Here is a 24,264-nt window from a genome sequence, read left to right on the forward strand (position 1 = left end):
AACTGTCCCACCGTGCGTTGTGTTTTGAATGAGCCCGCACGGGCGAAACTAAAAATAAAAGGAAACCGCAATGTTTAAACCTATGTGGAAAGCACTCGTCTGCACGCTGGCTCTCAGCGCGCTGAGCACCGCCATGGCGGCTGATCCGGTGGTCATCAAGTTCTCGCACGTGGTGGCTGAACAAACGCCAAAGGGCCAGGGCGCGCTGCTGTTCAAGAAGTTGGTGGAAGAACGCCTGCCGGGCAAAGTCAAAGTCGAGGTGTACCCTAACTCCTCGCTGTTCGGCGACGGCAAGGAAATGGAAGCCCTGCTGTTGGGCGACGTGCAGATGATCGCCCCGTCCCTGGCCAAGTTCGAGCAGTACACCAAGACGGTGCAGTTGTTTGACCTGCCCTTTCTGTTCGATGACATCTCCGCCGTGGACCGCTTCCAGCTGAGCCCAGAGGGCCAGAAACTGCTCAAGTCCATGGAAAGCAAGAACATCACCGGCCTGGCCTATTGGCACAACGGCATGAAGCAACTGTCCGCCAACAAGCCACTGCGCGAACCCAAGGACGCCCGTGGCCTGAAGTTCCGCGTTCAGGCGTCGGCCGTACTGGAAGAACAGTTCAAGGCGGTGAACGCCAACCCGCGCAAGATGAGCTTCGCCGAGGTGTACCAAGGCCTGCAGACTGGCGTGGTCAACGGTGCGGAAAACCCGTACTCGAACATCTACAGCCAGAAAATGCATGAAGTTCAGAAGTACATCACCGAGTCCAACCACGGCTTGCTCGACTACATGCTGATCACCAACACCAAGTTCTGGAACGGCCTGGACCCAGACGTTCGTACCGAACTGGACAAGATCGTGGTGGAAGTTACCAAGCACGTGAACAAAGAAGCCGAGCAACTGAACCAGAAAGACAAGCAGAACATTATCAACGCCAAGACCACCGAGATCATTACGCTCACGCCTGAACAGCGCAACGAATGGCGCGAGAAGATGAAACCGGTGTGGAAGAAGTTCGAAGGTGACATCGGTGCCGACCTGATCAAGGCCGCCGAAGCCTCCAACAAGGCTCAGTAATGGGTTGGCCGGCGCTGCCGCCATGGCAGCGCCGACCTGTCGTCCTCCCTGCAGGAGATGCCATCCATGAACGCCCTTCGGCGCACTTGGGAACATTTCGAGGAAGCTTTCATTGCCTTCCTTTTGGCCGCCATGACGTTGGTCACCTTCGTCTACGTGGTCCTCAACAACCTTTATGCGGTGTTCTACAGCCTTGGCGACAACTGGCCGGCCGCCAGCGAGCCCATGTTCGCCATCGGCGACGGCATCATGGGCATGGCCCAGGCCATGACCTGGAGCAGCTCCTTGACCAAGGCGCTGTTCGGCTGGTTGATTTTCTTTGGCCTGTCCTACGGCGTGCGCACCGCCGGGCACATCGGTGTCGATGCGCTGGTGAAACTGGCGAGCAAACCGGTGCAACGCTACATCGGCGTGATCGCCTGCCTGTGCTGCCTGGGTTATGCCGGGTTGCTCGCGGTGGCGAGTTTCGAGTGGATCAACACCTTGATGATTGCCGAGATCGGCGCCGAAGACCTCGGCCACTTCGGCATCATGCAATGGCATATCGGGCTGATCGTGCCCGTAGGATTCGCGTTGGTATTCATCCGCTTTGCGGAAATTCTCGTACGCATCCTGATGAATCGTCAGACCGGACTGGGCCTGGCCGATGAAGCGGCGGAAGCGATCAAACTGACCGATATCGAGGAAGACAAGCCATGACCATTGCCTTCCTGTTCCTCGCGCTGTTCGTGCTGATGTTTATCGGCGTGCCGATCGCGATTTCCCTGGGCCTGGCCGGATCGCTGACGATCATTTTCTTCAGCCCCGACTCGGTACGTTCCCTGGCGATCAAGCTGTTCGAAACCAGCGAACACTACACCCTGCTGGCGATTCCGTTCTTCCTGCTGGCCGGTGCGTTCATGACCACGGGCGGCGTGGCGCGACGGCTGATCGACTTTGCCAACGCCTGCGTCGGCCACATCCGTGGCGGCCTGGCGATTGCGGCGGTGCTGGCGTGCATGCTGTTTGCCGCCTTGTCCGGCTCCAGCCCCGCGACGGTGGCGGCGGTGGGTTCCATTGCCATCGCCGGCATGGTGCGTTCGGGTTATCCGCAGGCATTTGGCGCGGGTATTGTCTGTAACGCGGGCACCCTGGGCATCTTGATCCCGCCGTCGATCGTCATGGTGGTGTACGCCGCCGCGACCGAAACCTCGGTGGGCAAGTTGTTCATGGCCGGTGTGATACCGGGCCTGCTGCTTGGGACCGCCTTGATGGTGGTGATCTACATTGTCGCGGTGAAGAAAAACCTGCCGGCCATGCCCAGGGCAACCTTGCGTGAATGGCTGACGGCAGCGCGCAAGGCAGGCTGGGGCCTGCTGCTCATGGTGATCATCCTCGGCGGGATATATTCGGGGATGTTCACACCCACCGAAGCAGCAGCCGTGGCGGCGGTCTACTCAGCGTTTATCGCACTGTTCGTCTACAAGGACCTGACGTTCCGCGAAACGCCCAAGGTGCTGTTGGAGTCGGCCAAGTTGAGCATCATGCTGATGTTCATCATCGCCAACGCCATGCTCTTCGCCCACGTGCTGACCACCGAGCAACTGCCGCAGCAGATCACTGCGTGGGTGATCGAAGCCGGGCTGACGCCGGTGACCTTCCTGCTGGTGGTGAACATCGTGCTGCTGATTGCCGGTGCGTTCATGGAGCCGTCGGCGATCATCCTGATCCTGGCGCCGATCCTGTTCCCCATCGCCATGAAACTGGGCATCGACCCGATCCACCTGGGCATCATCATGGTGGTGAACCTGGAGATCGGCCTGATCACACCGCCGGTGGGGCTGAACCTGTTCGTCACCTCGGCGGTGACAGGCATGTCGTTGACAGCGACCATCCGCGCGGCCATGCCGTGGCTGATGATCCTGCTGGCGTTCCTGGTGCTGATTACTTATGTGCCATGGATCTCGTTGGCATTGCCGAACTGGCTGGGCATGAGCTAAGTCTTGTGGCGAGGGAGCTTGCTCCCTCGCCACACCAGTGCAGCCTCCACAGCCCTCGGGCACATTGCGTTATGATCCTCGCTTTCTTTTGAAAGCAGAGCTTTTCCACGCATGTTGCCGTCCTCTTCCGACACCTCTTGCACCCTGCCCTCCGTCCTTGTAGGCCCGCTGCTTCGGCGGCTGGAGCCCCGGCGGCTGGTGATGTGGCTGGTGGGCTCGCGGCCGTTGGCGTTGACCTTGCGGCTGGACGGCGCAGCCGATCTGCAACTCGACGCCCTGCATTGCACGGTGGTGCCGGTGGGCCGCCACGCGTTTGTGCATTTGATCGATGTGCAACTCGATACCGCCCTGCCGCTGGACGCGGCGATTGACTATGACCTGCTGGTGGACGGTGCCGGCATCGCCGAATGGGCGCCGCATCTGGTGTATGACGATGCACGGTGTCCAAGTTTCATGGTGCATTCGCGCATCGACCAACTGGTCCACGGCTCCTGCCGCAAACCCCATTTCCCCGCCAACGACGGATTGCTCTGCGTCGACCGGTTGTTGGCGCAATCCCCCGAACAACGGCCGGCGCTGCTGATGATGAGCGGCGACCAGGTGTATGCCGATGATGTGGCGGGCCCGATGCTGCGGGCGATCCATGCCTTGATCGAGCGCCTTGGGCTGTTTGAAGAGTGCCTTGAAGGCGCGGTGGTGCAAGACAGCGCCAAGCTTTACCAACACCCGGCCAGTTACTACCACCGCGCCGATCTGCTGCCGGCACTGGAAAGCAACGAAACCCTGCGGGAACGATTTTTCGGCGGGGCGCGCAAGCCGATCTTTACCAGCAGCAGCGCCGATAATCACTTGGTGACCTTCGCTGAAGTCATGGCGATGTATTTGCTGGTGTGGTCACCCGTGCCGTGGACGCTGATCGATCCGCAACCGCCGGAACTGACCGTCGAACGGCGCCAGCGCTACGAGCTGGAACACCAACGGATCGAGGCCTTCAAGACCGGGCTGGACGGCGTGGCGCGGGTATTTGCTCACCTGTCCTGCCTGATGATCTTCGATGATCACGACATCACGGACGACTGGAACCTGTCCGCCCAATGGGAAGAAACCGCCTACGGTCATCCCTTCTCCAAGCGCATCATCGGCAATGCATTGATCGCCTACATGCTCTGCCAGGGCTGGGGCAACAACCCGGATGCCTTTGGTGAGGTCATCCAGCAAACCGTGGCCTTGAGCGGAACCGCCCAGGACCGCTACATCGACAGCGCCCCCCAGGATGCGTTGATCGATAGATTGCTCAGTTTCCAACAATGGCATTACGTGTTGCCGACGACCCCGGCGTTGGTGGTCCTCGACACCCGTACTCGCCGTTGGCGCAGCGAGAGCAGTCTCAAGCAGCCGTCGGGCCTGCTGGATTGGGAGGCCCTGAGCGAACTGCAACAAGAATTGCTCGACCACCCTTCGGCGATCATCGTCTCGCCGGCGCCGATTTTTGGCGTCAAGCTGATCGAGACCGTACAACGGGTGTTCAGCTGGTGCGGCTACCCGCTGCTGGTGGACGCGGAAAACTGGATGGCCCACCGTGGCGCGGCCCAGGTGATCCTGAATATCTTCCGACACTCGCGCACACCGGGCAGCTACGTGGTGCTGTCCGGCGACGTGCATTATTCGTTCGTCTACGAGGTATTGATCCCACATCGCAAGGGTGGCCCGCGCGTCTGGCAGATCACCAGCAGCGGCATCAAGAATGAATTTCCGCCGGCGTTGCTGGAGTGGTTCGACCGCCTGAACCGCTGGCTCTATTCACCCCGTTCGCCGTTGAACTGGTTCACCAAGCGCCGCAGCATGCGCATCGTTCCCCATGTCCCGGAACACGCCGAGGCCGGGGAACGGTTATGGAACTCGGCCGGGATCGGCCAGGTATTTTTCAACGAACAGGGGCAACCGGCGCGAATCTATCAACACAATGCCGATGGCAGGCCGCCAACGCGCATGCTGTCGCCAAAAAACCCCATGAGCTGATCACTTGCTGTCAGAGGTCATCAACGCCTATGCAACTGAACGACCGCTTTCGCGAGCAAGCTCGCTCCCACAGGGGGTTGGGCCAGGTCAGAATGCCAGTTGCAGGCTCTGCTGGCCTTCAAGGCTGAGCAAATACTGTTTGGCGGCGAGGCCGCCGGCGAAACCGGTGAGGCTGCCGGATGTACCGATGACCCGATGACACGGGGCGATGATCGAGATCGGATTGCGGCCGTTGGCCGCCCCTACCGCCCGGGTCGCGGTCGGTTGGCCGATCTGGATGGCGATGTCGCGATAACTGCGGGTTTCGCCGAACGGGATGGTCAGCAACGCCTGCCAGACCCGCACCTGGAAGTCAGTGCCGGCGAAGTCCAGTGCCAGCTCGAACTGGCGGCGCTGACCGGCGAAATATTCAAGCAACTGGCGCTCGGCCTCCTTGAGGGTCGGGTGATCGCTGTCGAGCTCCAGCGGTCCGAGGCGCACCCGGTTGAGCCGTTCGTTTTCCCACAGGATGGCTGCCAGCTTGGCGTCGCGAGCAACGAGGATCAGCTCGCCGACCGGGGATGGGATGGTTTTGTACAACGGCAACATTCGAGTGATTCCTTGGCTCAAACCCAATAGGTGCTTGTGGCGAGGGAGCTTGCTCCCGCTGGCATGAAGCAGCCCCATGCAAAGCCTGATACACCGCGGCGCTTGATGTTGGGGTCCGCTTCGCAACCCAGCGGGAGCAAGCTCCCTCGCCACAGGTTTCTCACAGCATCGTCATCCCAACAATCCCAACGCCTTGGCCCGAGCCACGGCCTGGGTGCGGCGCTCGACGCCGAGCTTGCTGTTGATATGGCTGGCGTGGGTCTTCACCGTGTGCAGCGAGATGAACAGTTGCTCGCTGATCTCCTGATTGGAACATCCCTGGGCAATCAGTTGCAGCACCGCTCGCTCCCGGCTGCTGAGGGTCTCCACCGATGGCGCGGCCTCGACAGGCAGTACCGTCGACGGTAAACGATCGAGCAACTGTTGACGCAACTCGCTGTGCGGAGCTTGCAGCAGTTGCTCACGCAACCATTCGGGACGCTCCTTGAACAACCATTCAAATGGCTGCAGCGCCCCCCCGATGGCGGCTTCGAAAGCCTCGGCCAATGTGCCGCGCGCATCGGGTTCGCGGCCCACGCTCAGCAGCAAGGCGACTTTCTGGTTGAGCACCATCACGGCGAGCATCTGCCGTCCGGTTTGCTGGGCGTGCTGGAGCAACGCATCGAGCCGCCCTTCAGCCTGCATCGGCTGGCCGCGGATGGACTCCAGCAGGGCTTGTTGCAGCTCGACATGCAACGGCAGTTGCGGATGGAATTCCGGTGGCGCGGCGGCGCGTTCGCCGGTATAGGTCTGCCCCAGCCGCGCCAGCCAGGCTTCGGCCAGTTCAGTGCGACCCTGGGCCAACCAGAGCTCGCATTTCACAAGGGTGATCATCGCCAGGTAGTACACCGGCGGAACATCCCAGATATGCATCAGGCGCTCGGCTTCGGCCAGTTCGGCAAAGGCTCGGGCAAATTCGCCCGCGTGGCCTTCGACGCGGGCGATCACGCAATGGCCGATCAACACGCTGATATCCCGGCAGGTACGGGCTTCAGTGAGGCCTGCCTGCAACCGCGCCAACCCGGCCGTGGATTGCATGCGCAGCGTCAACAGGAAACCTTCGTACAGGACCAGTCGCGCGCGCACCGCATACAACCGTTGAGGCGAGAGCGCGTGCAAGCGCTGCAAGCCCTGTTTCACCTCATCGAGCGCCCTCAGGATTTCCCCTCGGGCCTGCAACACCCGGGCGCGATCGTAATGGGCCAAAGCCTCGAAGAGGGGGTTGCCGACCCGCTGCGCCAGTTCCAGGGAATCGCGGTTCAGCGCCCGGGCGCGCCACAGGTCGCCGTCGGCAATCGCCAGGTTCGACAAGGTGGACAAGCACATCAGGCGTTGGCCGTAACGTTTTTGCGGCAGGCTTTCCAGGGCTTCGGTGCAATAGCGAAGGGTGGCCTGGCGATCGCCACGGCCACGGGCGACGATGCCGCTCAGGGCCAGCCACTGGGCGAGCATGGATTTATGCGCGGTGGCCGAAGGGGCCGGCAGGAAGCGGCTCAAATGAGCGGCCAGCTCCTGCGCGGCGTCCAGTTGGCAGGCCAGGCCCAAGGCCCAGCTGTAGAGCACGATCAAGCGCGGCGTGCTGATGAGCAGGCTGTCGGGCAGGTCCATTTTCCAGCGCAGCAACATACCGACATTCTGTTCGGCCAGCAGTTGTTCCTCCGAAAGGTTTTGCACCAGGTTTGCCGCCACGTCCAGATGCCCGGCGCGCAGCGCCTGCTCCACGGCTTCATCGATCAGGCCTTGGGCGTTGAACCAGCGACAGGCGCGCAGGTGCAACGTTGCGCCCGGCACCATGGCTTGCGCGCTGGGCCGACTGCGCAACAGATCGGAAAACAGGTGATGGAAGCGATACCAGCGCCCGTGCTCGTCCAACGGCACGAGGAAAACCTGATGGGCCGCCAGGTATTGGAGAATTTCCTGGCTGTCGTGGGCGTCGCGCACCGCATCGCACAGCTCGCTGCAAAAGCGTTCCTGCGGGGCGATGTCGTAGAGAAACGCTTGCACCTCGGCGGGCAGGCAATCGATGACTTCTTCCAGCAGATAGTCACGGATCAGCCCTTCCCCCCCGTGCAGGGCTTGGGGCAATCGCCCCTCGCTGCCGGCCTCGGAAGCAGCCAGCAGCCAGAAACGCAGCCCGGCGACCCAGCCTTCGCTGCGCTGGATCAGGTTTTCCAAGGCTTCCCCACGCAGTGAACTGCTGTGGTGCTGAAGCAGCGTCAGCGCTTCGTCGTGGGTCAGGCGCAGGTCCTGCTCGTTGAGTTCCAGCAACTGGCGCGACAGGCGCAAACGCGCCAGATGCCAGTCCGGCCGCTGGCGACTGGTCACCAGCACCAGCAACCCATCGGGCAAGTGGTTGAGGAAAAACTGCAAGCAGCGATCCAGCACCGGACTCTGGGCGAGATGGTAGTCATCGAGCACCAGCAGCAAGGGCGCCCGTGGCGATAGATGCCCGGACAGCTCGTCCAGCAGGCCGTCCAGCCATTCCTCGAAAGCAAAGGGCTGGTGGCGCTGGCGCATCTTCAACAGGCCCAACGCCTGGCCGCCCAACTGGGGGAAAAACGCCTGGAGCCCTTCAAGCAACCGCTCCAGGAAACGCCCCGGATCGTTGTCCCTGGCACTGAGCCCCAACCAGAGGCTGTGCCAATGCGTCGGCAAACCCTGGCAAAACTCCACCGCCAACGAGCTCTTGCCGAACCCCGCCGGGGCGCTCACCAACAACAACCGGCCACCGAGCCCCGCGCTCAGGCGCTCGCACAACCGCGGCCGCACGACGTGGCCATCGGGCAAAGGGGGGCGATAAAAGCGCCCTTCCTGTACCGCGAAGGCTGCGCGGGAAGAATCCGGGAGTGAAGACAGATCAGTCATGGCCGGCTCTTGTTGGAATGCGGGTGGCGGCGTTGCAGATGTCCGCAGACTAGCCGTAAACGAGGACGTATTGAAGGGAGTGCTACAAATGGCTACAAAAAGACTACACATTGTTTATCGCCGTCGAGGCGAGGGAGCTTGCTCCCGCTGGGTTGCGAAGCGCCCCCCAAAGCGGACCGCCCTGGCTTATCGGATACCGTGGGAGGGTTTGATCTGGGACTGCTTCGCAGTCCAGCGGGAGCAAGCTCCCTCGCCACAAAAGATATGCGTTGGCAAAAAAAAAGCCCCGAACCAGTCGGGGCGTTTTTTCGAGGATGCGGCCTCGGGCAAAGCGGTTAGCGAACGCCTTCCTGGCGCAGCGCCGCTGGGGTGAAGTCGCTGGTGGACGCGGTGAAGCCGAAGTCGTAGGCCGATTTCTCTTCGTTCTTCATGCCCAGGGCCAGGTAACGACCGGACTGCAGGTCGTAGAGGGTTTCCAGGGCGTACCACGGCACTTGCTTGTCGTAGTAGTTCTCGGCATGGGCCTCGGCCACGCGCCACAGTTGGCCACGACCGTCGTAGTGGTCGATAACCGCCGCTTGCCAGGTGTCTTCGTCGATATAGAAGTCACGCTTGGCGTAGATATGGCGCTGGCCTTCCTTCAGGGTCGCGGTCACGTGCCAGACACGACGCAGTTCATAGCGCGCCAAGTCCTGGTTGATGTGGCCGGCCTTGAGGATGTCGGCGTACTTGAGTTGCGGCGAATCGATCTTGTGGCTGTTGGAGGCGATGTACAGCTCTTTCTTGCCTTCAAGCTTCCAGTCGTAACGATCCGGCGCGCCGTTGTACATGTCCAGGTTGTCGGAGGTGCGCAGGCCGTCGGCGGCGGTACCCGGGCCGTCATAGGCGACTTGCGGGGCCTGACGCACACGGCGTTGGCCGGCGTTGTAGATCCAGGCCTTGCGTGGTTCCTTCACCTGGTCGAGGGTTTCGTGAACCAGCAGCACGGTACCCGCCAGGCGTGCCGGCGCGGTCACTTGCTGCTTGAAGTAGAACAGCACGTTGCCCGGGTTGGCCGGATCGAAGCCCTTGATCTTGTCGCGGAAGACGAACTGATCCTGGAAGTACACCAGGTTGTACGAACCGTTTGGCTGCGGCGTGGCCTGGGTCACCAGGCGGGTCACGCTGCCGCCGCGATAACGGGTGATGTGGTTCCAGATCACTTCGAGTCCGCTCTGGGGAATCGGGAACGGCACGGCCGTCTCGAAATTCTCCAGGCCGTTGCCGCCGCCCACCAGTTTGGTGTTCACGGCGTTTTTCTTGATGGAGGCCAACACATCATCGGGCACGGTTGCGCCGCGATGGGTCGTGTAGACCGGCATCTTGAAGGTTTCCGGGTAGCGCTTGAACATCGCGTACTGGCCGGGGGCGAGTTTGTCCTTGTACTGGTCGACGTTTTGCGCGGTGATCGTGAACAACGGTTTTTCACTGGCGTACGGATCGGCGAGGAAACCCTTGCCGTCCACGCTACCGGCGTTCTTGGTCATGGGTTTCCAGGCCGAAATCGAACCATCGGCGTTACCCGCCATCTCGGCGCCCATCGGCGTCAGGCTCTTGCCCAGCTTATCGGCCTCGGCCGCAGGCACGGCGGCCATGACGCTGGCCGCCAGCAGGGACAACCCCAGCGCTCCGACTTGCAACAGATTCTTTGTTATTTTCATAGTGTGTCGTCCTGAAATACGGTGCTTAGAAGTTCACGCCGACGCTGAGCGCCACGAAATCCCGGTCGTCCACGGTGGTGTACTTGCCGTCGAAGAAATTGGTGTAGGCCAGGCTGGCGGTATAGGTGTTCTGGTATTCGGCATCAACACCCAGGCTCACAGCCTTGCGGCCTTCCTCGAAGTTGGCGCCAGGGCCTGGCGAGTAGCCCTTGACGTCATGGGACCAAGCTACGTTGGGACGGAGATTTACACCGGCAAATACGTCGTTGTAGTCCCAAATGGCACGACCGCGATAACCCCAAGAGTTTGCCGTGGTGAAGCCGTCATTTTCGCAATAGCGACTAGCGTTGTTCTGCGCTCCGCCTGCCAGGGTCGAACCGTTCAATATCTCACATTGGCCATTCGGCAAAGGCCCAGGGCCATAGCTCGGATCACGGCCATAACGCGCCTTGGAAGTGCTTTCCAGACCGCCGACGTGAGTGAAGCCGACCTCGCCTACGAGGGTCAGACGCTCGGCACCCATGACCTGATCGAAGAAGTGGGTAAAAGTGGTTTGCAGCTGTGTCACTTCTTTGCGGCGATAGCCTGGCTGGTCCGTGTCTGCCTGTCCTGGCAGTACGGAAACATCGGGGTTCAAAGGCGTCAATCCGGAAAACAGGATATCGGTGGTATTGAGCTGGACCGGCGCATTCGGGCGGTAGCTGATTTCGCCGCTCCATGCGGTACCTGTGGGCAATGTGGTCGAGAAACTCAGGCCATACAGGCGGATATCTTCGGGATACTCGACGTAGTAGTTTGAATTACCTGCGACAACCATCGGTACCATGGCTTGAGCCATGGCAACCGCTTGAGCAAACGGAATGCCGGCAGCCATCAGCGACCCTACCAATCCGGGTCCGCTGGTATAAGCGCTGGCTGGTGCACCATGACCACTGAAAATTGGTGCACGGCTGTGGTAGTTCATGAAATAAGCGCCAAACTCGGTATCCAGCGGCTCGTACATGTACTTGAAAGACACGCCGAACTGGCCGCTGTCCCGAGCATCACGGTCGGGGCCACGACGCACCAAAGTGCCTTCGCCATCTACGTCCACACCGAACGCACCCAACGTAGGCATGGCAGCCGCCGGAATCGCCGACGCGCTCCTCAGCACTCGCAGGTTACTGTCACAACCATCGGAAATGACGTCCGGCTGCGAGAAGAAAGTCCCGCAGTTGTCAGTAACGGTCTGATCCCACTCCAACTGGTAGAACGCTTCAGCCGACAAGTTATCGGTCAAGCTCTGTGACACATAGAACATATTGACCGGGATCAGCCCTTCCTTGACCTCGGCGCCCGGACGACGGAACGCGGACACATCGACCGGGTTGATGGCATTGATGCCGTTCTGAATGAAGGTGCTCTCGCCCCAACTAACCACCTGCTTGCCGAGGCGCACCGAGCCGGGCTGATCGGCAATGGCGTAGTTGTGGTAAATGAACGCATCGAGAATCTGCCCGCCGGAAGACTGAGCGCCTTCCTTGCGGTTGCTGTCGCTGATGTCCTTGAACGGACGGCTTTCGTCCTTGAGCTCAAAGTCATACCAGTACTTGCCACGCACAAACACACCGGTGTCGCCGTACTTCAGCTCCAGGTCATGGATACCCTTGAAGATCTTCGAGAAAGTTTCCCCTCGCTTGAAATTCAAGTGACCGTCATCAGAGGTCTGGGACAAACCATGGCCACCGTTGTTGACGCCGATCAGGTTCTTGTTGGCCTTGGCCGTGGACCAGCTCGCGCCGACCGACAGGGACGAATCGAACTGGCCTTCGATTTCACCAATGTTGAAGCTGACGCCGAATGCCGGGCCGGCGAGCGAGGAGGCAAGACTGACGGCCAGAGGCAGTTTTGCCCGGCGCCAGAAAGTGTTTGCTGAGGTCATCGACGCAACTCCATGTGTTTTATTGTTATGGCAGTGGACGTTTCCGGAAACCCTTCGCCATGCTGGCACGCGCGTCCCATTCCGAAAAGCCTTGGGCGGACTATAGCCAGCAGGTAGTACGGCTTGATCCCTCTAAAGTGTGATTTGCAGCCCCCGACCACTCTGGAACAGTCCTTCGCCAGGCCGACGTTTGTCGGCACGGCAAGGATGGCTGAAATTTCCGATTTAACAAGACAAGCGCTTGCTTGGTGGGGCTGCCGTGCCCTTTTCGGGCACGGCGAGGACGCTCAAAGCGTCGAAAGGAAGGTGCTGTTGTTGCTCTGCCATTCGGTGATGTCAACGCGGATACGTTTCTTGTCGAGCTTGCCGACGCTGGTCTTGGGAATTTCCGTAACAAGGGCAATCTGGCTAGGGATCGCCCATTTGCTCAGGTGCCCCAGCTCGACAAACGGCTTGAGGTGCTCCTTGAGCTCGCGAGCCCCGATCTGGTGCCCCTCACGAACGACCAGCAAGGCAAACGGCCGCTCGCCCCACTGCGGGTCGGGAATGCCGACCACTGCTACTTCGCGTACCGCCACATGCCGACTGATAAGGTCTTCCAGGTCCAGGGACGAGATCCATTCGCCGCCGGTCTTGATCACATCCTTGATGCGGTCGCGAATGTCGATGAAGCCCATGCCGTCGAGCGTGGCGACGTCGCCAGTGTGCAACCAGCCGCCACTCCAGAGTTCGGCGCCCTTCTGCGGTTCGTTGAAATAACCTTCGGTGAGCCATGGCGCGCGCAATACCAATTCGCCCTGGGTTTCGCCATCGGCGGGAAGGAAGCGGCCCTCGCCGTCGACGATCGCTGCCTCCACCAGTGGCCCTGGCACGCCGGCCTTGATCCGATAAGTGATGCGCTCGTCTTCGCCGCCGGCCATCAACTCATCGTTGAGGTGGGCGCAGGACACCAACGGGCCGGTTTCGGACATGCCGTAGGCGGCGGTGAGCTGGATGCCCTTGGCCTTAGCAGCCTCGTACAGGCTGCGGTTCAGGGCGCTGCCGCCGATGACGATTTTCCAGCCGCCGAAATCGGTGTCCTGGGCGCCCTTGGCGTTGAGGACCATTTGCAGGATGGTCGGCACGCAGTGGGAAAAAGTGACCTTTTCCTTGCGCCACAGCTCCACCAGGAACTCCGGGTCGTAGCGACCTGGGTAGACCTGCTTGAGGCCGAGCATGGTTGCCACGTACGGCAAGCCCCAGGCGTGAACGTGGAACATGGGTGTGATGGGCATGTACACGTCGTTGGTGCCCAGCAGGCGCACGCTGTCGATGGCGCCCATGATGGTCGACACACCCAGGGTGTGCAGCACCAACTGCCGATGGGTGAAATACACGCCCTTGGGGTTGCCCGTGGTGCCGGTGGTATAGAACGTGGTGGCGACGGAGTTTTCGTCGAAATCCTGGAAATCGTAGGTCGGACTGGCGCCGGCCAGCAGTTGCTCGTACTCGCCCACGAGGTCGGGCAGGTCGGCGGTCTTGTCCGGCTGGTCGGTCAGCAGTAGCGTCTTTTTCACCGTTGTCAGCTGGCCGGCGATCGCCTGGTACAAGCCGACGAACTCGCTGTTGACCAGCACGAAGCGATCCTCGGCGTGGTTCATGGTGTAGAGGATCTGTTCCGGCGACAGTCGCACGTTGATGGTATGGATCACCGCGCCGATCATCGGGATAGCGAACATGCATTCCAGGTACCGATGGCTGTCCCAGTCCATGACCGCCACGGTATCCCCGGCTTTCACCCCGGCCTCGGTCAGCACGTTGGCCAGCCGTGCGACGCGCTCGATCAGGGTGGGGTAGCTGTAGCGCAACTGGTCCCGGTAGATGATCTCGCGGGTTTTCTCATAGCGTGCGCCGGACATCAGCAGCCGCTTGATCAGCAACGGGTATTGATAAACGCCCTCGGCTGGAGGAATAACGCGAGTCTGCAACATAGGAATCCCTTTTCTGACTGCACGGTCTTGGCTGGAAAAGTAAGCACTTTAAAGCGCTTGTCCGCGGATCAAATCAGCCGAAGGAATGATTTGATCCGCCCGCAAACACTAGCCTTGAGCCATCATCAGGATTCGCTCAACTCGTTCAATGGGCCTCGGTAAACGCCAGTTTCACGCCGATGGCGATCAGCACGGCGCCCATGGTCCGGTCGAACCAATGGCCCATGCGGGCAAAACCGGCACGCACCCGCGCCTGGCTGAACAACATTGCAACCATGCAGAACCAGGCCGCCGTGGCAACCGCCAGGTACACACCGTAGCCGGCCTGGATCGCCAGGGGCGTATGGGGATTGATGACCACGGTAAACAGGGAGAGGAAGAACAGCGTCGCCTTGGGGTTCAGGCCATTGGTAACGAAGCCGGCGGTAAACGCGCCCCGAGCGGTGCGCTCACCTGCCTCCTTGTGCAGGTTTTCCTGGCTCGCCTTGGCCGGCTGGGCGCGCAGGGCCTTGAAGCCGATGTACAGCAGGTAAGCGGCGGCGGCCCACTTCAAGGCGTTGAACAGCACGATCGACTGGGACACGATCAGGCCGATGCCCAGCAACGAATACCCCACGTGCAGGAAAATCGCCGTGCCGACCCCCAACGCCGTCCAGGTCCCGGCGCGGCGGCCGTGGGTCACGCTTTCGCGGACCACCACGGCGAAGTCCGGGCCAGGGCTGGCCACGGCCAACAGGTGGATCAGGGCGACAGTGAGAAATTCGGCGAGGTACATGGTGGTGCTCCTGGCGACAATCTTTGTTGAATGAAATCCGTGGCGAGGAGCTTGCTCCCGCTCGGCTACGCAGCAGTCGCTCGTCGCGTATCGGGGCCTTGCCTTGCAGGCCAGCGGGAGCAAGCTCCCTCGCCACGGCAACTCTTCTGATAGGCTCGCCACATTACGCCTTCAGTCTTCTACATGACAGGTACAGCTGATGACCAATACCGCACGCGCAGTTTTCCTCGATCACGCTTCACTGGACCTCGGCGACCTGGAGCTGGCTCCATTGCGCGATTGCTTCACCGAACTGCAGCTGTTCCCCGGCACCCGCCCGGATGAGGTGGCAGGCCGGCTCGAGGGCGCCACGGTGGCGATCACCAACAAGGTCGTGATCGACGCAGCCGCGATGGCCGCCAACCCTGAACTGAAGCTGATCCTGATCAGCGCCACCGGCACCAATAACGTCGACCTCGCCGCTGCCCGCAGCCATGGCATCGTCGTCAGCAACTGCCAGGGCTATGGCACACCGTCGGTGGCCCAGCACACGATCATGCTGCTACTGAACCTGGCGACGCGCCTGGGCGACTATCAAAAAGCCGTGGGCGAAGGTCGCTGGCAACAGGCTTCGCAGTTCTGCCTGCTGGACTACCCGATCGTCGAACTGCAGGGCAAGACCCTCGGGCTGCTCGGCCATGGCGAACTGGGTGGCGCCGTCGCACGGCTGGCCGAAGCCTTCGGCATGCGCGTGCTGCTGGGGCAGATTCCAGGAAGGCCCGCCCGTGCGGACCGCGTGGCCCTGGACCAACTGCTACCCGCGGTGGATGCCTTGACCTTGCATTGCCCGCTCAACGAGCACACCCGCCACTTCATTGGCGCGCGTGAACTGGCGTCGCTCAAACCCGGCGCGTTCGTAGTCAACACCGCACGCGGTGGCCTCATCGACGAACAGGCACTGGCCGATGCGCTGCGCAGCGGTCACCTGGGCGGGGCGGCCACCGATGTGTTGAGCGTGGAGCCGCCGACCCAGGGCAATCCGCTGTTGGCAGGTGATATCCCCCGGCTGATCGTCACACCGCACAACGCCTGGGGCAGCCGCGAGGCCAGGCAACGGATCGTCGGCCAACTGGCGGAAAACGCCCGGGGCTTTTTCAGCGGTACAGCGCAACGAGTCGTCAATTGATAGACTGCCGCACTTTTTTACAAGGAGCAGACCATGGATCCGCGCAGTGAAGTACTGCTTCGTCAGGCCGAGTTATTCCAGGGTCCGGTCCTGCTGGCCGGGCTCCCAGCCGACGACCTGCTTGGCCGCTTGCCCGAGGCCCATGGCTGGTGCTGGCATGCCGGCGACCAGGCGGCCCTGGATGCCCGCTTCCCAGGGCGCAGCCATTTTGGCGTGAATGTACCCGAACTTTCGTTCGACGCTGCCGTGGTCTTCCTGCCCAAGGCCAAGGACCTGACCGACTACATCCTCAACGCCGTTGCCGCGCGCCTGGCTGGGCGCGAGGTGTATCTGGTGGGGGAAAAGCGCAGCGGCATCGAAGGCGCTTCCAAGCAGCTCAACCCCTTTGGCGAGCCGCGCAAGCTCGACAGCGCGCGGCATTGCCAACTGTGGCAGGTCACCGTCGCCAACGTCCCTGAAGCCAAGCCGCTGGAAAGCCTCGCGCAAACCTATGAACTGCCACTGGTCGAGGGCCCGCTCAAGGTCATCAGTTTGCCGGGAGTCTTCAGTCATGGCCGCCTTGATCGCGGCAGCGCGCTGTTGCTGGAGCATCTGGACAAGCTGCCCAGCGGCCACCTGCTGGACTTCGGCTGCGGCGCCGGCGTGCTGGGGGCGGCGGTCAAGCGGCGCTATCCCCATAACACCGTGACGCTGCTGGACGTGGATGCCTTCGCCGCCGCCAGCAGTCGATTGACGCTGGCCGCCAATGGCCTGGAAGCCGAAGTGCTGACGGGTGACGGGATCGACGCCGCGCCCATGGGCCTGAACGCGATTCTGAGCAACCCGCCGTTCCACGTCGGCGTACACACCGACTACCACGCGACCGAAAACCTGTTGCGAAAAGCGGCCAAACATCTGAAAAACGGCGGCGAACTGCGCCTGGTTGCCAACAGTTTCTTGAAGTATCAGCCGTTGATCGAAGAGCACCTGGGCCCCTGCGCGATCAAGGCCGAGGGCCAAGGCTTTCGCATCTACCGGGCCAAGCGCGGCTGAAGCGTTTTTGAGAAACAGCGCTTGCCCAATCGGATTTGCCTAGGCAGAATCCGCACCGTCCTAGGGGAGTAGTCTCCCGCGAGCGCCCTGCTCGCCCGGCATACGTCAACATACTTGGTCAGCAGACCATGGCGTATGCGGCCCAAGCGTCCACGCAGATGGTCGCTGGGTTTGACAAGACCTATGACACGCACACCTTACCCGGGGCGGGAAGGCTGTACGTGTCATAGCCGTGTCGACCCGCCCCTCTTAGGAATTACCTGATGCTGGACTCTTTCCTTGTTCCCACCGCCATCGTTGCACTGGCCGAAATCGGCGACAAGACGCAACTGCTTGCGCTTATCCTCGCTGCTCGCTTTCGCAAGCCGTGGCCGATCATCGCTGGCATCGTCGCCGCGACCCTGGCCAACCATGCGGCCGCGGGCGCGGTAGGAGCCTGGGTCAGCGGGTTCTTTTCCGATGCGGTGTTGCACTGGATATTGGCGGCAAGCTTCGCGGCCACGGCCCTTTGGACCCTGGTGCCGGACAAGCTCGACGATGAAGAGGCGAATACGGCCCGCAAGTTCGGCCCCTTCCTGACCACGCTGATCGCGTTTTTCCTGGCGGAAATCGGTGACAAGACCCAGATCGCGACGGTGATGCTCGCCGCGCAATACCCGGAACTGTGGCTGGTGATCATTGGCACCACCGTGGGCATGTTGATTGCCAACGTGCCGGTGGTACTGGCTGGCAACTTTGCCGCCGAGAAACTGCCCCTGGCCCTCATCCGCCGCCTGGCCGCCTCGGCGTTTTTCATCCTGGCGATCGTTGCGGTGTACAAGGCGATGCAGAGCAGTGGGTGGGTTTGAGGCTGTTGTGGCGAGGGAGCTTGCTCCCTCGCCACAAAAAAAAACTTCACCACATGACGGTGGTTACTTCTTGGCTTGCTGATAAAGCGGCATCACCTTCGGAATCGCCGCCTGCAACGAGGCGATCCGGCTGCTCGAGGACGGGTGGGTGCTCATGAATTCCGGTGGTGCCCCTTCCGAAGCCTTGGCCATCTTGTTCCACAAGGTGATCGCGGCGTTCGGGTCGTAGCCTGCGCGGGCGGCCAGCTCCAGGCCGATCAGGTCGGCTTCGTTCTCGTTGCCACGGCTGTTAGGCAGGGTCATGCCATAGTTGGCAACCGTGTCGGCCAACGCCAGGCTATCCTGGCCCAGGCCGAATATCGCACCGGCACCCTGCTTGGCCATTTCGATGCCATAAGCCTTGGACATGGCTTCACGGCCGTGCTCGCGCAAAGCGTGAGCGATTTCATGGCCCATGATCGCGGCGATTTCAGCGTCGGTCAGCTTCAGTTTGTCGATCAGGCCGGTGTAGAACATGATCTTGCCGCCGGGACCACAGTTGGCGTTGAGTTCATCGCTCTTGATCAGGTTCACTTCCCAGTTCCACTGCGCCGAATCCGGACGGAACACAGGCGCCTGGGCGATCAAACGATCAGCAATGACCTGAAGGCGCTTGGCGTCGCTACTGGTCTTGTCCAGGGCACCTTGCGCACTCGCCTCACCCAACGTCTTCTGATAGGACTGGGCATACATCTGGTTGACCTCGGCGGTCGACAGCATGCTGAACATGTACTGCTTGCGCTCCACGCCCACGGCTCCGCCGCTGGTGGTGTTGACTGACTGGCAACCGGCGAGCAGCAGAGCCGCGCCCAGAGCGCTCACCATCAAAGTCTTGTTCATACAAAAGAAGCTCCATGGAATCGTGGGCGTATCCTAGGCTTTGATTTGTATCGGCGCCAGATACACAGCGAGCGATTACAGTTTTTTCGGACAGGTCCCACTCATCCTTTTACGACTCCCACCTAACCAATACAGTCACCCGACGAACAGCGCCTCATGCCCGCCCACGGAAATGCCGATACAGATACCAGACGTCATTTCCGGGTCCGGAGCCATTATGAAATTCAAATCGATCCAGTTTTCCGTTGCCGCCCTGGCCGGTGCCATCGTCCTCAGCGTTGTTGGTGCCCTGGTGCTGTACGCATTGTTCGCCGGCGCCCGTACCCAGGAAATGGTGCAACAACGGACCAAGGCGCAATTCGAGCAACTCATCGAACAACGCCTCAGTGCGCTCGCCCGCACCCAGGCCAGCCTGATCCAACGCGAGCTTGAAGCACCGCTGTTGCTTGCCCGAGGACTGGCGACGACTAACGCCCTGATGGGCATGAACGGCACGGACGGCAACCCGTTATTGAAGATGCCCCGTGAGCAGATGATCAGCCTGTTGCGCGAGTCCGTGGTGCGCAACCCGAAGGTCCTGGGTGCCTACATCGCCTGGGAACCGAACGCTATCGACCACGACGACGCCAACTATGTGAACAGCCAGGTGCTCGGCATGGAAACCAATGGGCGCTTCCTGCCGTGGTGGTTTCGCAACCAGGACGGCACCTTGGGCCTGGAAAAGCTCGCCGACGTGACTGACCAGAAACTGCTGTCCACCGGCATTCGTGCCAGCGAATACTACCTGTGCTCCCAGGACAGCAGGAAAGCCTGCGTGATCGACCCGGCGCCCTACCGCGTCGGCAGCACCATGACCATGCTGGCCTCCTTCATCGAACCGATCCTCATCGATGGTAAATTCCAGGGCATCGTCGGCGCCGACCTGTCGGTGAACTTCATCCAGGACATGCTCGTTGCCGCTGACGCCAAGCTGTACGACGGCGCCGGGGAAATGGCCTTGCTCGCCAGCAACAATCGCCTGGTGGCCTTCACCAAGGACCCAAGCAAGCTCGGGGAAAAAGCCAGCGACCTGCTGGACGCCAACGAGCTGGACAACCTGGCCAAGCTTGGCGCTGGCGAAGTGCGTTACGACGTCGACGAAGCCCACGGTCACATCGAGGTGTACATGCCGTTCGGCATCGGCGAGACCAGCGCTCGCTGGACGCTGATGATGCAACTGCCGTTGAACGCGGTGATGGCAGATCTGCAAGCCTTGCAGAAGGACCTCGACGATCAGCGCGAGACCGACATTTTCGGCATGGCCATGGTCGGCCTGGCGATTGCCGCCATCGGCCTGCTGGTGATCTGGCTGGTGGGCCACGGCATCGCCCGGCCGCTCAAGCAAATGGTGGCGATGCTCGATGACATCGCCCAGGGCGAGGGCGACCTGACTCGCCGATTGACCAGCGACCGCGCCGATGAACTGGGCGCCATCGCCAAGGGCTTCAACACGTTCCTCGGCAAATTGCAGGGAATGATTACCCAAGTGGTGACCTCGGTGCAGAGTGTCAGCGACTCATCGGAGCACACCGCCGACATCGCAATCCGCACCAACCAGGGCGTGCACAAGCAGATGTCGGAGATCGATCAGGTCGCCACCGCCGTGCATGAAATGACTGCCACCGCCCAAGACGTGGCCCGCAATGCGACCCAGGCCGCCCAAGCCGCCAGTCACGCCGACCAGGCCGCCAGCCAGGGCATGCAGATCGTACGCGACACCTCCACCTCCATTGGCGCGCTGGCCGTGGAAATCGGCAAGGCCGTGGGCGTGGTGCAAACCCTGGCCAAGGACAGCGAGAACATCAACGCGATCCTCACGGCCATTCGCGGGATCGCCGAGCAGACCAACCTGCTGGCCCTCAACGCGGCCATCGAAGCGGCTCGGGCCGGTGAACAAGGTCGAGGTTTTGCGGTGGTCGCCGATGAGGTGCGCAACCTCGCGCAGAAGACGCAGCAGGCCACGGAAGAAATCCAGTCGATGATCCAGCAGTTGCAACAGGGCACCCGCGATGTCGTGCGCGTCATGGAAGACAGCCAGCACCGCACCGATGAAAGCGTGCAGCACGCAGCCAAGGCAGCCCAGGCGCTGGAGACGATTACCCAGGCGGTGTCGGTCATCAACGACATGAACACCCAGATCGCCAGCGCCGCCGAGGAGCAAAGCGCTGTAGCTGATGACATCAACCGCAACGTGATCAACATCGGCCAAGTGGCGAACGAAGTGGCCAGCGGCGCCGACGAGTCGAGCGCGGCCAGTGCCGGGCTGACCAAGTTGGCGGAGCAGCAGCGGCGGTTGATCAATCAGTTCAGGGTCTGACCCAAGCACCTCATTGCGAGCAATGAGGCCTGCACAGCCATCACAAACCTCAAGCCGGCGTCAGGCACTCCGGCCCATTGAGTTTCGGGTCGTTGACCATGTTGGCCAGCACCCGCTCGCGCAGTTGCGCAGGCTCGCTCGCCAGCAGCCCTTGCAAGGCATGCAAGGGTGTCTCGGGGTCGAGCCACAACCGTTGGCCTTCTTCATTCAGAATCAATGGACGCCGCTGACCGGCCGCCGGCTGGGTGATGACGGCGGTGCTCAACCACACCTGTTCCTGCACCGGATACGCTTCCCAGATCGCCGCAAAAAACAGCGACGAACCTTCCCCCGGCGTCAGCCAATAGGGGCGTTTACGCGAACCACCGCGCCATTCGTAGAACCCGTTGGCCGGCAGCAGACACCGACGCAACCGCAGGGCCTCGCGGAACATCGGCTGTTCGGCGACGGTTTCGGCCCGAGCATGGGCCGGGGTCCGGGACAGGTCCGTCAGCCACGGAGGCGTAAGCCCCCAACGGGCGCGGGCCAATTCGCGCTGGCCATCGGCGCCAGCCCGCAGCATCAGAACCGAATCATTGGGCGATATGTTCCATTGGGCCTTCTGGTCGGCAGGGAAGCCAGGCAAGGCCGCAAAGGCGGGGTTCCAGCGAAACAGGGCATAACGTCCACACATGGGGTAACACGACTCTCCTATCAAACGGCGGCCAGCCTAGGGTCTGTACGAAATGTATTCGCGCGAAGGCCAGACAAGGCGAAACGGGGCGAGGAAGCGCAGTGTACTGGAGTACATGAGCATTCCGAGCCCCGTTTCAACGCAGTATGGGTGAGTGCGGATACATTTCGTACAGAGCCTAACAGACCAGCGTTCCGGGGTAACTGTCCGGCTCATCGCCGGGTACCGGCAGCGCGGCATTGTAGGCGGCGATCAGTTCCTGGGCGTATTGCGCCTGTTCATCGTCCACCGCCAGCCCCAGCAAGCCATGCATCGGCAATTCCCCTGCGCCCCCCACCAGGTCACGTCCCACCAGATGCGCGGTGATGCCTTCGCTGGCGAGCATGCCTTGCAGCAATTCGCCTTCCATCAGGTTTTCCAGTTCGTAGATTCGCTGCATGGCCGCCCCTCATTCGTTTTCGCTGAAGACCTCGAGGTGCCATTCTTCATCGTGTACCTGTAGTACGAAAGTGATCGGCCGGCAACAGACCTGGCAATCCTCGATATAGGTCTGGTCGCCACCGGAAAGATCCAATGAAGTCTCGACCTCTTCTCCACAATATGGACATTCATATTCAGCAGCTTCCAGCATCGCGGTCTCCCGAGTGACTTGTGCGTATAATCGCCGGTCTATTTGCAGGGCTATTGTTGCCTGGACTGTCTTCCTGGCCGTGCCCTGGCGCTATTTATCGAACCTTTACTTACCCTAGCCGTTTCCAACAAGAGAGCATGATGGGCGAATTCGATGCCATCCGACCTTACGACGACAGTGAAGTCCCAGCGGTGCTGGCACGGCTGCTCAGCGATAAGGCGTTTCTAGATATCCTCACCCACTTCCGCTTCCCGCGCCTGGCCGGTGCTTTCGGCTGGATGCTCAAACCCCTTATAGCGCAGAAGCTGCGTCGAGAGTTCGCCGGTGTGACATCGGTCGCCACGTTGCAGGACAAAGTGGAGTTCTATGTCGACCACACCATCGAACGCGCCACCGATGGCGTGACCTACACAGGGGTGGAGCAGTTCAAGTCCGGCAACGCGTACCTGTTCATCGCCAACCACCGCGATATCGTGATGGACCCGGCATTCGTCAATTACGCCGTCTACCACGCGGGCCTGCCGACGCCGCGCATCGCCATCGGCGACAACCTGCTGCAAAAGCCGTTTGTCAGCGACCTGATGCGCTTGAACAAGAGTTTTATCGTGCACCGTTCCATCACCGGTCGCCGGGAAAAAATGGCGGCGTACCAGTTGCTGTCGGCGTACATCAATCACTCGATCCGCAACGATTGCGCCTCGATCTGGATCGCCCAGGCCGAGGGCCGAGCCAAGGACGGCGATGACCGGACCGAATCGGCGATCCTCAAGATGTTCCACATGAGCCGCAAGGACGAGCCGTTCGGCGAGGTCATCCGCTCGCTGAACCTCACGCCGGTGTCGATCAGCTACGAATATGATCCGTGCGACCAGGCCAAGGCCCGGGAGCTTTACATCCGCGCCACCACCGGGACCTACACCAAGGCACCAGGCGAGGACGACGTCAGCATCGCCAAGGGCATCACCGGCTACAAAGGCCGGGTCCACGTGAACTTCTCCGCGCCGATTACAGAGCTGTTCGAGGACACCAAGCAGTTGGCAGCGGAGATGGACCGGCAGATTCTCGGCGGTTATCGCCTGTTCCCCGTGCACTACCTGGCCTACGCCCAATGGACCGATGCCGACCCGCAGCTGCAGGTGCCGACGGCGGCTGAAGTGTTCGGTGCCGAAGAACTGGCGAAAGCTCAGGAAGAATGGCAGCGTCGGTTGGATGCGTGCCCGGCGGAACAGCGGCCATTCCTGGTGCTGCAATATGCAACGCCGGTGCGTAATCAGTATCGGGTCAAGGCGGGGTTGCCGCTTTAAAGCAGTGATTGCTTAGCGGCTTTAATGGCGAGGGGGCTTGCTCCCTCGACACTGAAGCTGCTGCGCTCAGAGCTGCGTGCTGATCCAGGACATCAGCAGCGCGACGCCCAGGCAGGCAAAGCCGAACCGGTAGAAAAACCGGTTCATGCGCTGGGTGGCCAGGTCCAGCAGGGCTTCGAATCGTTCATTGCTTTCGCCACTGCGCGCTTGGAGGCAGGCGCGTGCTCGCTGTTCGCGGCGGCGCGTTGCATGCAATACCCAGCCACCCGGGCAGGCAAACAGCAGCGCGAGCAGGTTGATCAGTTTGGCCGGGTGGGCAGCGAACAGCGAAAACAATTGCAACGACATCACAGACCTCAAGCGAATAACGGACGCCTTGCGCCCGGGACCTACGAACAGGGCGCGGATTCTACCGAAAGCCTGGCGTGCTGCGTCGGTTTTTCCGACCGGTAAC

The 24,264-nt window shown here is 61.3% G+C and carries 20 protein-coding genes, 1 pseudogene and 1 riboswitch; of the genes and pseudogenes, 10 read left to right on the top strand and 11 right to left on the bottom strand.

What is annotated here, in order from left to right:
• Nucleotides 1-70 precede the first annotated feature (70 nt).
• The 4 genes from dctP (at nucleotide 71) to J3P76_RS20805 (ending at nucleotide 5,064) form a co-directional block, all read left to right on the top strand.
• Nucleotides 71-1,066, top strand: a complete 996-nt coding sequence (gene dctP, locus J3P76_RS20790) for a C4-dicarboxylate TRAP substrate-binding protein DctP (RefSeq protein WP_434609626.1) — start codon at nucleotides 71-73, stop codon at nucleotides 1,064-1,066.
• A 66-nt stretch (nucleotides 1,067-1,132) separates the two neighbouring features.
• Complete coding sequence (locus J3P76_RS20795) at nucleotides 1,133-1,765, top strand: TRAP transporter small permease (protein WP_420764103.1); 633 nt, start codon at nucleotides 1,133-1,135, stop codon at nucleotides 1,763-1,765.
• Complete coding sequence (gene dctM, locus J3P76_RS20800; protein ID WP_420764102.1) at nucleotides 1,762-3,045, top strand: C4-dicarboxylate TRAP transporter large permease protein DctM; 1,284 nt, start codon at nucleotides 1,762-1,764, stop codon at nucleotides 3,043-3,045. The genes J3P76_RS20795 and dctM overlap by 4 nt, the downstream gene beginning before the upstream one ends.
• A 111-nt stretch (nucleotides 3,046-3,156) precedes the next feature.
• Nucleotides 3,157-5,064, top strand: a complete 1,908-nt coding sequence (locus tag J3P76_RS20805) for an alkaline phosphatase D family protein (protein WP_434701194.1) — start codon at nucleotides 3,157-3,159, stop codon at nucleotides 5,062-5,064.
• A gap of 87 nt (nucleotides 5,065-5,151) precedes the next feature.
• Here the strand turns inward: J3P76_RS20805 and J3P76_RS20810 are convergent, their stop codons facing one another.
• From J3P76_RS20810 to J3P76_RS20835, 6 genes are all read right to left on the bottom strand, one after another.
• On the bottom strand, nucleotides 5,152-5,652 hold the full coding sequence (locus J3P76_RS20810) for a methylated-DNA--[protein]-cysteine S-methyltransferase (protein ID WP_434562381.1): 501 nt from the start codon (nucleotides 5,650-5,652) through the stop codon (nucleotides 5,152-5,154).
• A gap of 171 nt (nucleotides 5,653-5,823) precedes the next feature.
• Nucleotides 5,824-8,556 (bottom strand): LuxR C-terminal-related transcriptional regulator, encoded by a 2,733-nt coding sequence (locus J3P76_RS20815; protein ID WP_434701195.1) that lies wholly within the window; start codon nucleotides 8,554-8,556, stop codon nucleotides 5,824-5,826.
• A gap of 335 nt (nucleotides 8,557-8,891) precedes the next feature.
• Nucleotides 8,892-10,256 carry a DUF1329 domain-containing protein gene (locus tag J3P76_RS20820; RefSeq protein WP_434650029.1) on the bottom strand — a complete coding sequence of 455 codons (1,365 nt, stop codon included), beginning with the start codon at nucleotides 10,254-10,256 and terminating at the stop codon, nucleotides 8,892-8,894.
• Between the two features lie 25 nt (nucleotides 10,257-10,281).
• Nucleotides 10,282-12,177, bottom strand: coding sequence for a DUF1302 domain-containing protein (locus tag J3P76_RS20825; protein ID WP_420764097.1), 1,896 nt, complete (start codon nucleotides 12,175-12,177; stop codon nucleotides 10,282-10,284).
• 287 nt (nucleotides 12,178-12,464) lie between these two features.
• Nucleotides 12,465-14,147, bottom strand: a complete 1,683-nt coding sequence (locus tag J3P76_RS20830; RefSeq protein WP_434675368.1) for a fatty acid--CoA ligase — start codon at nucleotides 14,145-14,147, stop codon at nucleotides 12,465-12,467.
• 145 nt (nucleotides 14,148-14,292) lie between these two features.
• Entirely contained in the window at nucleotides 14,293-14,922 is a 630-nt protein-coding gene (locus J3P76_RS20835) for a LysE family transporter (protein ID WP_434562373.1), read from the bottom strand.
• Between the two features lie 199 nt (nucleotides 14,923-15,121).
• On the opposite strand from J3P76_RS20835, the gene J3P76_RS20840 reads away from it, so the two are divergent.
• The 3 genes from J3P76_RS20840 (at nucleotide 15,122) to J3P76_RS20850 (ending at nucleotide 17,967) form a co-directional block, all read left to right on the top strand.
• Nucleotides 15,122-16,087, top strand: coding sequence for a 2-hydroxyacid dehydrogenase (locus J3P76_RS20840; RefSeq protein ID WP_434609611.1), 966 nt, complete (start codon nucleotides 15,122-15,124; stop codon nucleotides 16,085-16,087).
• Between the two features lie 33 nt (nucleotides 16,088-16,120).
• On the top strand, nucleotides 16,121-17,119 hold the full coding sequence (locus J3P76_RS20845; protein ID WP_434701196.1) for a methyltransferase: 999 nt from the start codon (nucleotides 16,121-16,123) through the stop codon (nucleotides 17,117-17,119).
• A 51-nt stretch (nucleotides 17,120-17,170) separates the two neighbouring features.
• Nucleotides 17,171-17,292: riboswitch (yybP-ykoY riboswitch) on the top strand.
• Between the two features lie 90 nt (nucleotides 17,293-17,382).
• Nucleotides 17,383-17,967: a TMEM165/GDT1 family protein gene (locus tag J3P76_RS20850; RefSeq protein ID WP_039592168.1), complete on the top strand. Its 585-nt coding sequence runs from the start codon at nucleotides 17,383-17,385 to the stop codon at nucleotides 17,965-17,967.
• 63 nt (nucleotides 17,968-18,030) lie between these two features.
• Here J3P76_RS20850 and J3P76_RS20855 read toward each other — a convergent pair whose 3' ends face one another.
• Entirely contained in the window at nucleotides 18,031-18,846 is an 816-nt protein-coding gene (locus tag J3P76_RS20855; RefSeq protein ID WP_420764092.1) for a M48 family metallopeptidase, read from the bottom strand.
• Between the two features lie 1,393 nt (nucleotides 18,847-20,239).
• Here J3P76_RS20855 and J3P76_RS20860 point away from each other — a divergent pair.
• Nucleotides 20,240-20,296: pseudogene (locus J3P76_RS20860) on the top strand (hypothetical protein); the annotation flags it as partial.
• Between the two features lie 201 nt (nucleotides 20,297-20,497).
• Nucleotides 20,498-21,202 (top strand): methyl-accepting chemotaxis protein, encoded by a 705-nt coding sequence (locus tag J3P76_RS20865; RefSeq protein ID WP_434702045.1) that lies wholly within the window; start codon nucleotides 20,498-20,500, stop codon nucleotides 21,200-21,202.
• A gap of 49 nt (nucleotides 21,203-21,251) precedes the next feature.
• On the opposite strand, the gene J3P76_RS20870 is transcribed toward J3P76_RS20865, so the two are convergent.
• The 3 genes from J3P76_RS20870 to J3P76_RS20880 all read right to left on the bottom strand — a co-directional run bounded on the left by J3P76_RS20870 (nucleotide 21,252) and on the right by J3P76_RS20880 (nucleotide 22,506).
• Nucleotides 21,252-21,875 (bottom strand): SOS response-associated peptidase, encoded by a 624-nt coding sequence (locus tag J3P76_RS20870; protein WP_434701198.1) that lies wholly within the window; start codon nucleotides 21,873-21,875, stop codon nucleotides 21,252-21,254.
• Nucleotides 21,876-22,053: 178 nt separating this feature from the next.
• Nucleotides 22,054-22,314, bottom strand: coding sequence for a putative signal transducing protein (locus J3P76_RS20875; RefSeq protein ID WP_434609604.1), 261 nt, complete (start codon nucleotides 22,312-22,314; stop codon nucleotides 22,054-22,056).
• Between the two features lie 9 nt (nucleotides 22,315-22,323).
• Nucleotides 22,324-22,506: a CPXCG motif-containing cysteine-rich protein gene (locus tag J3P76_RS20880; protein ID WP_186612369.1), complete on the bottom strand. Its 183-nt coding sequence runs from the start codon at nucleotides 22,504-22,506 to the stop codon at nucleotides 22,324-22,326.
• A 137-nt stretch (nucleotides 22,507-22,643) separates the two neighbouring features.
• On the opposite strand from J3P76_RS20880, the gene J3P76_RS20885 reads away from it, so the two are divergent.
• Nucleotides 22,644-23,810 carry a 1-acyl-sn-glycerol-3-phosphate acyltransferase gene (locus J3P76_RS20885; RefSeq protein WP_434562359.1) on the top strand — a complete coding sequence of 389 codons (1,167 nt, stop codon included), beginning with the start codon at nucleotides 22,644-22,646 and terminating at the stop codon, nucleotides 23,808-23,810.
• Between the two features lie 66 nt (nucleotides 23,811-23,876).
• Here the strand turns inward: J3P76_RS20885 and J3P76_RS20890 are convergent, their stop codons facing one another.
• On the bottom strand, nucleotides 23,877-24,158 hold the full coding sequence (locus J3P76_RS20890) for a hypothetical protein (protein ID WP_420764088.1): 282 nt from the start codon (nucleotides 24,156-24,158) through the stop codon (nucleotides 23,877-23,879).
• Nucleotides 24,159-24,264 lie beyond the last annotated feature (106 nt).

The organism is Pseudomonas sp. D1-36 (genome assembly GCF_051132205.1).
Classification (GTDB): domain Bacteria; phylum Pseudomonadota; class Gammaproteobacteria; order Pseudomonadales; family Pseudomonadaceae; genus Aquipseudomonas.